We start from the raw sequence: 14,673 nt of genomic DNA on the forward strand, positions 1-14,673 counted from the left end.
TACTTTAGCAGATAAGAAAAGCTAAGCCAGATAACATACGAATGCATCTGACTTAAATCGATAACCCCTTGAATTATTTTTGGTAAATATGCACATCGCGTTGCGGGAATGGAATACTAATACCTTCAGCATCAAAGCGCATTTTAACTGAACGAGTGATATCCCAATAGACTTCCCAATAATCATCTGGATTAACCCAAGGTCTAACAACAAAGTCGACAGACGATTCGCCCAATGTATGTAGTTTTACAATGGGCAGAGGCTCTGCATGTACTTTTGGATGTTGCTCGACAATACTTTGTAAAATAGTTTCAGCATGTTCAATATTGTCGCTGTAACTAATGCCAAAAATCATATCAACTCGGCGCTGGTGTTCAGCGGTGATGTTGTTGATGGTATCACCCCAAATCTTATTGTTTGGTACGATAAGGCGTTGGTTATCTAATGTTTTAATGGTGGTTGATACAAGGCTCATGTGGCTGACTCGGCCAGTCACTCCTGCAGCATTAATCAAATTGCCCACATCAAATGGACGATAGACTAAGATCATCATTCCCGATGCGAAATTTGACAAAGTATCTTGTAGCGCAAAACCAATAATGACACCAGCAATACCAAAACCAGCAAGTAGCGGGCCGAGTTCAAAACCGAGCTGCGACAATGCGATTAACAAACCTACAGCAAAAACAATTTTAGCGGACAACGAGATGAAAAAATCTTGCAGTAGTTGGCTAAATTGTAATTTTGATGCTCTTACTGTTTTCGCGATAATTTTAGTGGCAACTTTTGCGGCTAAACTGGTGACAAATAGGATTAACAAAAACACCAGAATTTTAAATGTCAGGCTAGGGCCATTATTGATGGTTTGATCTTTAAGCGTTTTCCCCCAACCTTGTAGCAAGTTAGACGCAACGCTGAAATTCAATACATCTTGAGTAATATCACCCGATACACTAAACAATGTTTGTTTAAACTGCGATACATCTTGGTCTAGTGTTTCGAGTATTCCAGCAGAAACCGCTAAACTCGAGCTGCTTTGCTCCAAGCGCTCTTTTAATGCTACAACCTGGGATTTTTGTTCAGCGCTAATATCTGCTCCAGCACTTTCGGCTTCAGCAACGGCTTTTTGTAACTCATCTTGAGTGTAATGCACAAAACTATTGAATTTGTCGGCTCGTTTGAGCATAAATTCAGTCAGTTTTTGCTTCTGGACACTGACATCCATACTCAAATTTTCAGCCCATTGCAGAGTGGTAAATTGCGCCTTGAGATAATGATCGCGTTCAACTTCACGTTGTGAGATAGCTAAGATAATCTTATTACTATCTTCTTGGCTTACGCCAAGACGCATGTTCATAATTTGCTGGTCTAAGTAGTGACTAATATTTCCCAAAAATGTCATTCGGTTTTGCACTAAGTTCTTTAGGTATTGCTTATCAGCATCAGGTGAAGCAATTAATTGGCCAATTTTATCACCTAATTCAGATGACTTGTTCTTAATGCGATATTCAGTAAATGTACGAAGCTCACCTTTCTCCTTTAACAATAATTGAGTCTCTTGCTCGATAGTATGTTGCAAGCGAGTAATTTGCTTTTGAGTCTCTGTTAGCTCATTACTAACAATAATCGGGTCCACAGAATCTTGTTCAGCATGAAGTGATGGCGATATAAATGTCGCGGTAAGTAATATTAAGGTAAGTAAAATTCGGAGCATGTAAGGCCATCCTGTAGTCTTAAGTTGGGCATATGATAGTGGAAAACCCCTGTAAGCACCAAATACAGCAATCTGTAGGGTAATTTGTTACACTTGTCGTCATTACGGAACCGAGGAAATAACCATGTCGCTGCAATGTGCCCATTGCTATAAATCTTTTTCAATTGCCAAGGTGGCTGATAGTCGCGGTAAAGGTTTGTCAGTAGAAGTGCAATGCCCTCATTGTGCAGCGTGGCTTGGACATAATAAATTTCTATCATTTGCCAAAATGATTGGGTTTTATGGTGGTGTAACCGCCGCAGCAATAGGTTACTTTGCTGAGGATGTGACGTTTATTACCACTCCTGTGGTTATATTAGCCGTTATAATGATTGGTTTATCGCACATTATGGATCATTTACAGCTTATAGAATCCCCTGAAAATGATCCAACTACAGAAACTAACGTTAAATAACTATTGTTACTTAACTTCAATAACTTGGCCTGCTAGTGACGTTTCAACGTAGTAAATCCCGCCTAGTACGACAATAGCAACGATGATCATCACTAAAATAACCCCGATATTTTCACGAATAAATTGTGGCATGTTTTACGTCCTGTACTGATGGAACACTAATGTTGTATAGACTAATGTTGCCATAATATAAATGACAACTTAAGCCTAGCTTAAAACGAGTTTAATTGATTGTCATGTATGCGTTGATCTCAATTCATTTTAATGTTTCATAAAAAATTCATGAATTGTCACAATCTATTGATTGCATTTCAGCTACGGTCTTTTACACTTATGCTCACTTTTATTAACTTACTGGAATAGTGTACTTGAAAGCCCGCATCCAAATAAGACAAACTATTGCAATCTGGCTTAGTGCCATTTTGATTGTATTGTCTATTGCTGCGTCTGCGCATTCTGTACGACATCTTAATGATGGTGTACAAAATCATTGTGCCCTGTGCTTTCATCAACACCAGCTTAATAAAACGATTCATTCTTCCAATATTGTGTTTGTTGTTACTAAACAAACCTTTGAGCGTCAGCAATATACGCTGCCTTTTTCATTTAGCGTATTTAAAGCTTATTACCAAAGTCGTGCCCCTCCTTTATCTCGTTAGTCCAACACATTAATTAATTATTTTTCCGTTATCTGTTGGTTGATATCAACCCCAGGTAAACGGCTACTTGTTGTATTTTGGAGATATCATGTCTGCGTTAAACACACGTGTTTCGTTATTGGCACTGGCTTGTGCTGTAAGTTCGTATTCTGCAATGGCGGAAGATTCTAGTTTAACTAATCCCAGCATTAGTGCGGTACTCGATGGTTATTATCAAACAGGCGATCGCCCTATGGCTGAAAGAGAAGAGGGTTTTGGCTTAGGCGAAACAGAATTGGCATTAAGTGCCAATATTGATGAAATGTTTTACGGTAAAGTCACTGCAGTTATTGAGTTGGAGGATGGTGAGACAGAATTGAATTTGGAAGAAGCCTTTATCCAAACCCTGGCGTTACCAAATGGGCTTTCTGTTCGTGCTGGCCGGTTTTTATCTGATATTGGTTATTTAAATAATCAACATAAACATACTGATTCGTTTACTGAGCGACCTGCGGTATACCGTGCATTTTTAGGTAATCACTATTTTGATGATGGTATCCGCTTAAGCTATGTTGCACCAACAGATCTTTATTGGACTATGGGTGTTGAAGCGTTTGGTGGGGATAGCTTACGTGCTGCAGATGAGCACGGTGAGCGTGATTTTGATGATGTTGGCGTGTATACCGCGTTAACCAAGATTGGTGGTGATATTGGTATTGAGAGTTCTTGGCAACTCGGGTTCAGTTATTTACGTAATGAAAATGGTTTAGCATATGCCGAAGAGCACGAAGATGAAGAAGAAACGGCTGATGAACATGCTGAACACAGTCACAGCGCATCATACACAGGCGAAAATACTTACATTGCTGACTTTGTTTATAAGTGGGCCCCTAATGGTAACTACAAATATCAAAACCTTACCTTAAGTGGTGAATACTTTAGAGTGACAGATATTTTTGGCGAAGAACCTGGGCACGTTGATGAAGTCGATGACATGGATGATCATGAAATTAGTGATGATTATCATGAAGGTTGGTACTTAAGCAGTGTTTATCAATTCTCTCCTAGCTGGTCTGCAGGGTTGCGTTATGGCCAAATAGATACGTTTGAGATCCATGAAGATCATCTTGATCCTCAAAAGTTAAAAGAAACCGAATTCAGCCTTGCTTGGCACAGCAGCCATTTCTCGACAGTGCGCTTGCAATACACTCATCAAACCGGAACCAATTTTGATGGTTTTGAAGATGATAATATTTTCACTTTACAATATGTTATGTCATTAGGAGCTCACGGTGCGCATCAATTCTAAATTGCTTTTAGCAGTGACTTCAATGTCGTTGCTGTTTACCGCGACAGCCAAAGCGGAACTGAATGTATTTGCCTGTGAACCTGAATATGCCGCATTAGCGCAAACCTTAGCACCTGATGCGAGAGTGTATTCGGCAACTACAGCGATGCAAGATCCACATCAAGTGCAAGCACGACCTAGTTTGATTGCTAAAATGCGTCAAGCAGATTTGGTTGTCTGTGCTGGGGCTGATTTAGAAATCGGTTGGTTACCTATGCTACAAATGAAGTCGTCTAACCCTAAGGTTAATTCGACCGATAAAGGACTGTTTTTTGCGGCCGACCAAATCGATACGCTAGACAAGCTAAGCCATGTCGATCGTTCCATGGGTGATGTGCATGCAAAAGGTAACCCTCATATTCATTTAGACCCACAACGTATGTTAAAAGTGGCCAAAGCCCTGACATTGAAACTGACCGAGATTGATCCAAATAATAATGGTGAGTATCAACAGGCTTTAGCTGATTTTAGCCAACGCTGGGAAGCTAAAATTCCTCAGTGGCAAGCAGAGGCGAAAGGCTTAGCGGGTAAAAAGGTCATCGCTTATCATTCTAGTTTCCGTTATTTATTTAATTGGATTGGAATTGAACAAGTGGCAGATCTTGAGCCAAAACCAGGTTTAGCACCAACCAGTAGTCATTTAGCATCATTACTTACACGCGCTGAAAAAGGTGATGTGATGGCGGTGATAGTGGCGTCATATCAAGATGAACGCGGTGCTAAATGGCTTGGCGAACGTGCAAATTTACCAGTATTAGTTTTACCTATGTCAGTGGGTGGCAACGAACAGAGTAAAGACTTATTTAGTCTATACGATAGCTTGCTTAGCTTGTTGAATGGAGTGAAATAATCCTATGTTTGATGTCGAGCTATTGTCGATTTTGCTGCCAGCATTAGCGGCAGGGTTATTGGTGTTATCAACCCATGTGTTGTTAGGCCGACAAGTCCTTAAACGTGGAATTATCTTTATTGATTTAGCCATCGCTCAAGTTGCTGCGTTAGGAGCGATAGTTTCGCACATTGATCATAGGGTAGACAATTTACCGTATGCCCACGTGTGGATGCCAGCATTATTTGCATTGGCCGGTGCAGGCGTTATTGCTTGGATGGCAAAGCGATTAGTGGGTGAACTTGAAGCCTTTATTGGTTGTTTTTATGTACTCAGTGCAGTAGCTGCAATGCTATTGTTAGCCAATGATCCTCATGGTGCTGAGTTATTAAAGCAATTAATGTCTGGTCAAATATTATGGGTAAGTTGGTCTCAATTGGTATTACCTGCAGTCGTTTCTGCTGCAATTATTGGGATCATTGTCTTTAGACCAAGTGTGTTAGATGGCGGAGGTTTTTACTTCTTATTTGCATTAGTCATTACTTTGTCGGTAGAGCTTGTTGGAGTGTATTTAGTGTTTAGCACCCTAATTTTACCGGCTTTGGCATTAAACAAATATCAAGGAAAAGCTAAGCTTGCTTGGGGTTATGGGGTAGGAGTGGTTGGTTATATCGCTGGGTTAGTGTTATCTGCTAGCTTTGATTTGCCCAGTGGTGCTGCCATCGTAGCAACATTAGCGCTAAGTGCTTTGTTATTCAGAGTGTTACTTAAACTGCGCTCATCTGCTTCAGCTTATCAATCTACTAATCACTAAGCTGTCACATAAACTATGTTATTCTGCCCCATATCATAGGGGCAGAATATTTCAGCGTACATATGTAAACAAAACGTTGAGTCCATAGACCTGCATCGTTATACTATCGCCAATTTTATTGCAGGAGTATGCTGTGCTGCTTATCGCTCGTTCAATCATTCTCGCCGTGCTTTTGTTTTTACTCTTTGTATTTTCAATTGTTTTTTGCCTTATACGCCCAATGCATCGTAACAATGTACACGTGATTGCCAATATCTTTGGTTCTGTTGCACCAATATTAGGCATTAAGGTCATTAAACGTGTTCATCCGGTAAGTACTTCGTCGGAGCCTTGCATTTATCTTGCGAATCATCAGAATAATTTTGATTTATTTACTCATACGTCAGTGGTACCAAAAGCGACGGTTAGTTTAGGTAAAAAGAGCCTCGCGTGGATGCCGTTATTTGGTCAAATTTATTGGTTATCTGGCAACATTCTTATTGATCGTAAAAATCGTCACAGTGCCTTCGATACTATGGCTAAAACCGTAGAGAAAATGAAGAATAAAGGACTGTCGGTCTGGATATTTCCTGAAGGAACTCGTTCTCGCGGTCGCGGATTGTTACCGTTTAAAGTGGGGGCATTTCATACTGCAATAGCCGCTCAAGCTCCGATAGTACCTGTATTAGCTTCGTGTCAGAGCCACATTAATCTTAATCGTTGGAACAACGGTGTAGTGATTGTGGAGATGATGGAACCGATCCCAACAGCTGGCTTAGATAAAAATGATGTGAAAGCTTTAAACAATAAGGTACATCAATTGATGTCGGCCCGTTTGGTTGAGTTAAATAAAGAAGCTGAAGCGTTAACCCTGAAAGCTCGAACATAACCACTAATCACTAAACATCCTAGCAAGCTCGCAACTTGTGTCAGTTTGGGTATAATTGATTAAATTTTTATGAGTCCTATTTACGGAGTTATCCATGTCTGTTGAGCGTCAGTTAAAAGAGCAATTTGCTGAGAATCTCGAAATTGTTGATGCCTTACTTGCTGATGGTTCAGAGCCTGATGCGGAATATACTTTTGAACATCATTTTTCGGCGACTAATTTTGATCGCTTAGAAAAAGCAGCTGTTGATGCATTTAAGCTCGGTTTTGAAGTGAACGATGCTGAAGAAATGGAGCTTGAAGATGGCTCGATTATTTTCTGCTTTGATGCCATTGCTCAGCATAAGTTAGAAGCTCCTTTATTGGATAAAGCCTGTGAACAGTTGATTTTATTAGCCTCCAAGCAAAAAGTCGATTATGACGGTTGGGGAACTTATTTTGTCGGTGACGATGTTGAAGGCGAAGAAGGTGAAGATGATGATGATGATGATGATGATGAAGATGAAGATGATACATTTCACTAATTCATAGGCAGTCTAATACCATAAAAAAACGCGCATCAATGATGAGCGTTTTTTTATGGTCGATAGAATGTGGTTGGTCGCCGGTTATTGATGAATAACGCTTTTGTTACGGCCTTCTTGCTTAGCGATATATAGTGCTTTATCTGCACCAGATAACCAAGTTGAGCTATTGTCTATTTGGGAGTCTAAATCGTTAATTCCAATGCTTACAGTGACTTTTATAAGGCGATTTTCGAACGAGACTTCAGATGCTTCAATACGTTTTCTCAACCGCTCAGTAAAGTTAAGCGCATCTTCTGCTGTCGTTTTTGATAACACTACGCCAAATTCTTCACCGCCATAACGGCCAGCAAAGTCAGTGTCGCGCAATGCTTGCTTTAATAAATAGGTCGTATGTTGAATGACTTTATCGCCAGCAGGGTGACCATATTTATCGTTAATAACTTTAAAGTTATCAATATCAATCATCACCAATGATGCAGTATCACCATAACGAGCATAGCGATCAAACTCTTTTTCCATGCAATGTTGCCAATGGCGACGATTATATAACTGGGTTAATCCATCTGTTTGGCTAAGTAGCTCTAGTTGTTCATTAGCGGCTTTTAGTTGCAGTTTGTTAACGGCTATATCAGTCACATCGTACACAATAATACTAATATGAGTGATTTTACCCGTTAGCGAGGCTAATGGTAATAAGGTGATATTTTGATACATATAATCGGCTCGACCCGTTACTGGTCGATAATTTTTAAACTGGAACACGTATGGACGTTGTTCCCAACTAATAAAAGTACGGTTTTTAAGTAAAAAAACCGATTCCATTTTTTGTTTTAACCATTTAGCAGGTAAGTCTGGAAACTTTTCAAACAGATTATCACCTTTAATTGAATTAGGTGACACACCACTGTGGTTTTCCATAAAACCATTCCAAAGTTGGATATTATAGTCGCTATCAATCACGACTAAGCCCACCTCTATGGTTTGTACCATATCGATTAGCCAGTGTAGTTCGTTCATCGCACTTTGGTCATTTGACATAAAGGGTTATCCAACGTTAGTCGAGTAAGTAGCCAAGCTTGTAATTCAGCGTTGCAATAGATTCTTCAGTAAACAGCAGCAGAAGATCACATTGAATATTGTAATCCTCTATTCGATAGTTAATTTCCATCGCAAGCGTTCGTTGCCATTTTGCCGAGTTGTCGTGAATGAGTTCATTGACACTGCAATGCCTGCCTAGCACGACCGGATGAGATTGACTGAATTTCATATCGAGTTGCTCAGAAATACCATTTAAAAATGCACCGATGAGCACATTACCTGTGTCCATCATCACTTCTATTTCGGTATTATTGTCTTCTGGGTTTTCTAATCCCATTAGCTTTGCCATATCTTCAAAGCTAGAGTCATGGAACAATAATAACGCTTCACCAGCGATACCAGCACCAATAAATCCTTGGCAAAGACCTGAAACTGTTGAATTTCGTTCAGTGGCTTTTAGGGCCATGGTTAATTCACTGACTTCAAGCACATTAACGTTTGGAATAGGTAATAGTACAAATACATCAAGGAGTTTAGCGAGTAAATCAGCTGCTCTGCCCATTGCGACGTTGGCGATTTCTTGACATGCGTCACGCATATCAACTCTCATCATTGGAGTGTCGTTTACTTTATTACCCTGGGTAAGGGTTAAAATGCCGTACTCTTGCAAAATATGACTGATAGCATCTGCACTCACTGGTTTTTGTATAAAATCCAGAGCACCTAAAGCTTTGACTCGTTCGTGGGCTTTAATTTGAATATCGCCAGACACGACAATAATTAATGCGGGCAAATCTTGTTGCTGTACCGCTTGGAGGACCTCATAACCATCCATAACGGGCATATTGAGGTCAAGGAAAACAATCTCTCCTTTACCTGCACGAATGACATCAAGGCCTTCAGCACCATTGGTGGCGTAGCTGATTTCAACATCCCAATCTTTGGGAAGTGTTCTTGCCATTTGTTTTCTGGCGAGTGCTGAATCGTCGCATATTAGTATTGGAATGGTCATTATTGCCAGTCTGCCTTGTTTCGCCTTTAAGAACACACACTCATTCATGCAACCGCGAGTGGTACTAGGCGGATAGTAATGATAAGACTTTTTACAGCGATTTCTGTTTGTTAGTATATTATATATATTTGCTAATAATATTGTTAACTTAATTTTAACATTCAAAGTGTTATTGCGTTTATTTCAAAGTCATCAGTATTACATAAAGCCGATATTTCCCTTTGCAGAGGTGCATTAAGACTAGATAGGAATGCTTATATCGATAATGAGTAATGTTAGCATATCAATGATATTTTGTTCAAAAAGCACATGACAAAATTTTGACCTATAACGATTTTTTGTCGTGTTATGTCTGTTAGACAGAGAGTGTAGATATGTTAGTCTACAATCTGGACAGACCAGTAACGGATATTTCATGGAAACAGAATTAATCAAGTTCACTGTAGACAATGGCATTGCCCATGTTTGCTTAAATCGACCGAGTAAAATAAATGCGCTTAATGTTGAGATGTTTAACGCGATAGATCGGGTGATTAAGCAAATCCGTGCGAATAAGGACATTAATGCAGTTATTTTATCCGGTGCCGATGGAAATTTTTGTTCAGGTTTAGATGTAAAGAGTGTGGCTAATTCACCCGTTAATGCACTAAAACTGTTATTCAAGTGGTTGCCTGGCAATGCAAACCTAGCTCAACGAGTGTCTTTGGGGTGGCAGCGTTTACCTATTCCGGTCATTGCAGTGTTAGAGGGATGTTGTTACGGCGGTGGAACTCAAATCGCCCTGGGCGCCGATATTCGTATTGCAACGCCTAGTTGTAAGTTATCGATAATGGAAGCCAAATGGGGATTAGTACCCGATATGGCGGGACTTGTTGCATTAAGGCAGGTTATGTCAAAAGACAAAGCATTGATGCTGACTTATACCGCGGATATTTTAACGGCTGAACATGCACTTGAGTTGGGGTTAGTGACTGAAATAAGTGAGACTGCCTATGAGAGTGCCACCGTGCTGGCGCAAAAAATAATTCGAACTTCACCGGATGCCAATGCAGCAATTAAACGCAGTATTAATCAGAATTGGACCGCTTCCGTGCGCAGTTTATTGGCCCGTGAGTCGCTGAGCCAAGTTAGGTTGTTATTAGGAAAAAACCGTGTAATAGCGGCGATAAGACAAACCAAAAATCCAGATAAAGCCTATCGTTCTCGTCAATCTTGGTGGTAAACAAACGGCTTACTGCAATGGTATAGACGCATCCCATTATCTACCGATAACCGTTCTGGAAAAGCCTTCGATTTGATTGAGGGCTTCTTCCCATCCGCTTGGACTGCTTAAATCTAAGCTCATTTGGTATTGGCGGTAATATCGAGCGGGTTTAACTTGATTGTAATTAAGCCGAGTTGATGCTTGTTCAATAGAATTTGGATTCGCATCAGCAGATTGAATATCAAGAATGGGAATAGACATAGTGACTAATTGTTCGGCAATTGATTTACGCTGACTTTGTGGATCAATTAAATACTCAAACTCACGATAAGGGTTGACGATGACCAACACATCAGGCGTCGGAATTTTTTTGTCATAAAGAAGATTAGTGACCATACCAGCACTATCATCAATAACAATCAGGATGTTTCCACCAGGGAATAAACTGATGGTTGAGGTTAATTGATTCAGCGCTTCACTTAGATTACTTTGTTGAAAATTTCTCAGTTCAAGTAACTGAGGTGAATCATATTTTGGCGTACTTTTATTGCTACTTAATTGCAGTTGTTCGGTACCTGCTTTAGTGATTTCTTCAGGCTTTGTTGCATAGTTAGGGCGGTATAGTCCTTTTGCCGGCGTTAAGCTAATACTCGCCCAGCCACGTTGATTAATATTGGTTCTGAGGTAACTGGCTAAGCCTGCAGCATCTGCATCGGTGTCAGAAGCGGCAATAATAACGGCGGAACCAAAGTGTTTTTTGCTCTCCCAAGACCTAACGAGAACTTCGGTTTGTTTACCATCAATAGTGATAAATTTGATTTCATCAGCAGGCAGGTAAGCATAGGGTTGCTGCGCTTTTACGCTAGGCGCTGCCAGCAATATGCTTATCGTTACGATTAATAACTGACTAAGTCGTCCTAATTGCACTCTAACCCCTAAGTGAAATACATCATAATGTGATTAGCTTAATGTATAACGATGACTAAAAACAATGCCCTGATATACAGGGCATTATTTATTCAACATTATTCACATTACTTATTAGCCGTTATACGTGACTGACAAGCACCATACGTATTGCATCAAGCTGCAATTGACTGTTGTCCATGTAGCCTGTTAACTCAGCCATTTGATTACGAATATGCTCTATCTCATCTTCACGAATGTTTGGATTGACCGCTTTTAAGGCTTCTAGTCGTTCCAATTCGCTAGTTAATTGTTGAGTCATTTTGGCGCGAGCATCCACGACTAACTGCGTTAGCGATTGTTTTGCATATTCTTCACCTTTAGCCAATAACGGGTGCAAAATAGGTTGAGAGGCGTTTACAAGCTTGCTGGCGATATGACGGTTAACTGCACTGAGCTGTTTATCAAAACTGGCATAATCGACTTTATCAGCCATATTTAACCCGTTTTTATCCAGCAACACTCGAATAGGCGTTGGTGGTAAATAACGGTATAACTGAGTCGATTTTGGTGCAGAGGCATCGGCCATGTAAATCAACTCTAAAAACAAAGTACCAGCAGGTAGCGCCTTATTTTTTAGAATCGCCACACTAGTGGTGCCTGTTTCTGAACCCGTGATTAAATCTAAACCGGTTTGTACCAAAGGATGTTCTTGGGTGATAAATGCAATGTCATCACGAGACAAAGCCGTTTCACGATCAAACGTCACAGTAATACCGTCTTCATTTAACCCAGGATAAGTAGGAAACATCATGTGTTCACTAGGGCGCAGGATAATCGAATTTTCACCACGATCTTCTTGATCTACACCAATAATGTCCCATAAACGAATGACTGAACCGATGAGATGAGTATCGTTATCGCTTTCTGACAAACGCTTAATTAAGGCATCGGCACGTTCGCCGCCGTGAGAGTTTATCTCTAACAGTTTATCTCGGCCTTGCTCCATTGCCTGTTTGAGTTCTTTGTAGCGATGCTGGGTATGATTCAATAGTTGAGTCATCAGATCTTCATCAGCATTACACAGTACGTTAATCAGTTCGTCAGCAAATTCGTTGAACAACACATGGCCAATTGGGCAGGTGAGTTCGAACGCATTGAGTCCTTGATGATACCAACGCATTAATCTTTCTTGAGCGGTATCGCGCAGATAAGGTAAATGAATTTGAATGTCGTTTTGTTGGCCAATGCGATCTAAACGCCCTATCCGCTGTTCTAATAAGTCAGGGTTCAGTGGTAAATCGAATAATACTAAGTGGCTCGCAAACTGGAAGTTACGCCCTTCAGAGCCAATTTCAGAACAAATTAATGCCTGGGCTCCACCTTCTTCTTGAGCAAAATAAGCACCCGCTTTATCGCGCTCAATAATTGACATATCTTCATGGAATACCGTTGCTTGAATACCTTCGCGGGTACGTAGTGCTTCTTCAAGGCTTAACGCTGTTTCTGCTTGGCTGGCAATAATCAGTACTTTTTTACTGCGATGAGACTTTAAAAACTCAATTAACCAATCCACTCGTGGATCAAATTTCCACCAACTAGCACTGTCGCTTTCAAAGGCTTGATACAGTTTTTCAGGGCTTAATGCCTGTGCAGCTTTTGCCAACGGTGGTTTAGATCCACCCATCATGCTGTTAACACGATCTGCGGTAATATATTGATCAGGCATTTCTTGTGGGTATGTATTAAAGAAACGCTTCGGAAAGCCTTTTACTGATGCGCGACTATTACGATATAGCACTCGGCCTGTACCGTGACGATCGAGTAGTTCTTGAAGTAATTCTTGGCGTGCAGCCTGCTGTGCTTCGGCATCTACATCTTTTGACTGGATCAAGCGAATGCTTGGTTCTATGTCTTTTTCACTAAGCAACTCGGTTAAACTGTTAATGGCACTGTCGGGTAACTTTTTATCCTGACTCAATGCTTCAGCTGCTTCTGCCACATCTTTGTAGCTTGCTTCTTCAGCTAAAAAGGCATCGTAATCATAAAAACGATCCGGATCGAGTAAACGTAAACGGGCAAAGTGACTTTGATGACCGAGTTGATCTGGTGTAGCTGTTAATAGCAATACACCAGGGACCACTTTACTTAAGGCATCAACGATTTGATAAGCTCGACTTGGTGCATCTTCAGACCATTCTAAATGATGTGCTTCGTCGACAACCATTAAGTCCCAATCAGCATCTAAAGCTTGTTCAAGACGTTTTTTCTTTCGCAATAAATCAAGTGAGCAAATGATCAATTGTTCGGTGTAAAACGGGTTGTCATTGTCGGCATAGGCTTCTACACAACGATCTTCATCAAACACGGAGAAACGCAGGTTAAAGCGGCGCAACATTTCAACTAACCACTGGTGACGTAAGGTGTCAGGCACTATCACTAAAATCCGTTCTGCACGACCAGTCAGTAACTGTTGATGAATAATTAAGCCTGCTTCAATAGTTTTACCTAGACCAACTTCATCAGCAAGTAATACTCGTGGCGCATAACGACGACCAACTTCGTGAGCAATCCATTGTTGATGGGCAATCAAACCGACGCGCGGGCCTTGTTGGCCGAGTAAATCTGAGGTGGCTAATTTGTGGCGCAATAACTGACATTGATAACGCACACCAAAGCGTTCTAAGCGGTCAATTTGTCCAGCAAATAAACGATCTTGTGGCTTGTTAAAGCGAATGTTGTGGCTCAGCATTGTCTCACGAAGACTGACTTTTTCTTGAGTTTCGCTATGGATACCATGATAAATCACCAATTGATTTTTTTCTTCAAGCTCTTCAATGGTAATACTCCAACCTTCACCGCTTTCGACAGTGTCACCTGGGTTAAAGATAACCCGAGTTAAGGGAGCTTCACTGCGGGAAAACATCCGGTTTTCTCCAGTGGCAGGAAATAGCAGCGTAACCATGCGGCCTTCAACTTGAACGACTGTCCCTAATCCGAGTTCTGACTCGGTATCACTAATCCAGCGTTGACCTAAGGCAAACGGCATTTTCTACTCTCATTTATTTCGTGAAACAAAAAAAGGGGGCGTATGTTAAACCAAACCCATCCAGATTGAAATTCTAGCATTGATTTATCGTTCACATGGTCGTTTTTAGACCATATTGACATGTGAATGTCACATTGACCCCATAGTGTGGAACAAAGGCGATGAAGATGGCATTGAATTTTGTTCGACTTGTGCCATATTTTATTGAGCAAAGCATTGCTAAATGCAATGGCTTGTTATCAATAGAGACTTTGTTTATCCCTTTAATGTTAT

At 40.6% G+C, this 14,673-nt stretch carries 14 protein-coding genes; 8 read left to right on the plus strand and 6 right to left on the minus strand.

The window, feature by feature from the left end; all coding sequences use genetic code 11:
• Positions 1 to 73: 73 nt before the first annotated feature.
• Positions 74 to 1,714, minus strand: a complete 1,641-nt coding sequence (locus tag FCN25_RS12245; protein WP_137225151.1) for a mechanosensitive ion channel family protein — start codon at positions 1,712 to 1,714, stop codon at positions 74 to 76.
• A gap of 124 nt (positions 1,715 to 1,838) precedes the next feature.
• On the opposite strand from FCN25_RS12245, the gene FCN25_RS12250 reads away from it, so the two are divergent.
• A complete protein-coding gene (locus FCN25_RS12250) occupies positions 1,839 to 2,168 on the plus strand; it encodes a hypothetical protein (RefSeq protein ID WP_137225153.1) in 330 nt (109 codons plus the stop codon).
• Between the two features lie 6 nt (positions 2,169 to 2,174).
• Here FCN25_RS12250 and FCN25_RS21260 read toward each other — a convergent pair whose 3' ends face one another.
• On the minus strand, positions 2,175 to 2,300 hold the full coding sequence (locus tag FCN25_RS21260; RefSeq protein WP_276611785.1) for a hypothetical protein: 126 nt from the start codon (positions 2,298 to 2,300) through the stop codon (positions 2,175 to 2,177).
• Positions 2,301 to 2,536: 236 nt separating this feature from the next.
• Here FCN25_RS21260 and FCN25_RS12255 point away from each other — a divergent pair, with 236 nt between their 5' ends.
• From FCN25_RS12255 to rraB, 6 genes are all read left to right on the plus strand, one after another.
• Complete coding sequence (locus FCN25_RS12255; protein WP_137225155.1) at positions 2,537 to 2,827, plus strand: ABC-type zinc uptake system zinc chaperone; 291 nt, start codon at positions 2,537 to 2,539, stop codon at positions 2,825 to 2,827.
• Between the two features lie 88 nt (positions 2,828 to 2,915).
• The gene (locus FCN25_RS12260) at positions 2,916 to 4,115 is read left to right on the plus strand and encodes a hypothetical protein (protein WP_137225157.1); all 1,200 of its coding nucleotides are present in this window, start codon (positions 2,916 to 2,918) and stop codon (positions 4,113 to 4,115) included.
• A complete protein-coding gene (locus FCN25_RS12265; protein WP_175405865.1) occupies positions 4,099 to 5,004 on the plus strand; it encodes a metal ABC transporter solute-binding protein, Zn/Mn family in 906 nt (301 codons plus the stop codon). Before FCN25_RS12260 ends, FCN25_RS12265 begins: the two co-directional genes overlap by 17 nt.
• A gap of 4 nt (positions 5,005 to 5,008) precedes the next feature.
• On the plus strand, positions 5,009 to 5,797 hold the full coding sequence (locus tag FCN25_RS12270; protein ID WP_137225159.1) for a metal ABC transporter permease: 789 nt from the start codon (positions 5,009 to 5,011) through the stop codon (positions 5,795 to 5,797).
• A gap of 133 nt (positions 5,798 to 5,930) precedes the next feature.
• Positions 5,931 to 6,665: a 1-acylglycerol-3-phosphate O-acyltransferase gene (locus FCN25_RS12275; protein WP_137225160.1), complete on the plus strand. Its 735-nt coding sequence runs from the start codon at positions 5,931 to 5,933 to the stop codon at positions 6,663 to 6,665.
• A gap of 94 nt (positions 6,666 to 6,759) precedes the next feature.
• The gene (gene rraB, locus FCN25_RS12280) at positions 6,760 to 7,188 is read left to right on the plus strand and encodes a ribonuclease E inhibitor RraB (RefSeq protein WP_137225162.1); all 429 of its coding nucleotides are present in this window, start codon (positions 6,760 to 6,762) and stop codon (positions 7,186 to 7,188) included.
• Positions 7,189 to 7,272: 84 nt separating this feature from the next.
• Here rraB and FCN25_RS12285 read toward each other — a convergent pair whose 3' ends face one another.
• Both FCN25_RS12285 and FCN25_RS12290 read right to left on the minus strand, forming a co-directional pair.
• Complete coding sequence (locus tag FCN25_RS12285; RefSeq protein WP_137225164.1) at positions 7,273 to 8,229, minus strand: sensor domain-containing diguanylate cyclase; 957 nt, start codon at positions 8,227 to 8,229, stop codon at positions 7,273 to 7,275.
• A gap of 16 nt (positions 8,230 to 8,245) precedes the next feature.
• The gene (locus tag FCN25_RS12290) at positions 8,246 to 9,241 is read right to left on the minus strand and encodes a response regulator (protein WP_137225166.1); all 996 of its coding nucleotides are present in this window, start codon (positions 9,239 to 9,241) and stop codon (positions 8,246 to 8,248) included.
• Between the two features lie 415 nt (positions 9,242 to 9,656).
• On the opposite strand from FCN25_RS12290, the gene FCN25_RS12295 reads away from it, so the two are divergent.
• A complete protein-coding gene (locus FCN25_RS12295; protein ID WP_137225168.1) occupies positions 9,657 to 10,463 on the plus strand; it encodes a crotonase/enoyl-CoA hydratase family protein in 807 nt (268 codons plus the stop codon).
• A 36-nt stretch (positions 10,464 to 10,499) separates the two neighbouring features.
• On the opposite strand, the gene FCN25_RS12300 is transcribed toward FCN25_RS12295, so the two are convergent.
• Together FCN25_RS12300 and rapA are read right to left on the minus strand one after the other, a co-directional pair.
• A complete protein-coding gene (locus tag FCN25_RS12300; protein WP_137225170.1) occupies positions 10,500 to 11,372 on the minus strand; it encodes a DUF3530 family protein in 873 nt (290 codons plus the stop codon).
• A gap of 121 nt (positions 11,373 to 11,493) precedes the next feature.
• Positions 11,494 to 14,400, minus strand: a complete 2,907-nt coding sequence (rapA, locus tag FCN25_RS12305) for an RNA polymerase-associated protein RapA (protein WP_137225172.1) — start codon at positions 14,398 to 14,400, stop codon at positions 11,494 to 11,496.
• Positions 14,401 to 14,673 lie beyond the last annotated feature (273 nt).

It is taken from the genome of Shewanella sp. MEBiC00475 (assembly GCF_005234075.1).
Classification (GTDB): domain Bacteria; phylum Pseudomonadota; class Gammaproteobacteria; order Enterobacterales; family Shewanellaceae; genus Shewanella; species Shewanella polaris.

Coding starts and splice junctions, on each gene's coding strand:
- FCN25_RS12290 (WP_137225166.1), bottom strand. CDS start 9,241: ATGACCATTCCAATACTAATATGCGACGATTCAGCACTCGCCAGAAAA.
- FCN25_RS12250 (WP_137225153.1), top strand. CDS start 1,839: ATGTCGCTGCAATGTGCCCATTGCTATAAATCTTTTTCAATTGCCAAG.
- FCN25_RS12285 (WP_137225164.1), bottom strand. CDS start 8,229: ATGTCAAATGACCAAAGTGCGATGAACGAACTACACTGGCTAATCGAT.
- FCN25_RS21260 (WP_276611785.1), bottom strand. CDS start 2,300: ATGCCACAATTTATTCGTGAAAATATCGGGGTTATTTTAGTGATGATC.
- rapA (WP_137225172.1), bottom strand. CDS start 14,400: ATGCCGTTTGCCTTAGGTCAACGCTGGATTAGTGATACCGAGTCAGAA.
- FCN25_RS12245 (WP_137225151.1), bottom strand. CDS start 1,714: ATGCTCCGAATTTTACTTACCTTAATATTACTTACCGCGACATTTATA.
- FCN25_RS12295 (WP_137225168.1), top strand. CDS start 9,657: ATGGAAACAGAATTAATCAAGTTCACTGTAGACAATGGCATTGCCCAT.
- rraB (WP_137225162.1), top strand. CDS start 6,760: ATGTCTGTTGAGCGTCAGTTAAAAGAGCAATTTGCTGAGAATCTCGAA.
- FCN25_RS12270 (WP_137225159.1), top strand. CDS start 5,009: ATGTTTGATGTCGAGCTATTGTCGATTTTGCTGCCAGCATTAGCGGCA.
- FCN25_RS12260 (WP_137225157.1), top strand. CDS start 2,916: ATGTCTGCGTTAAACACACGTGTTTCGTTATTGGCACTGGCTTGTGCT.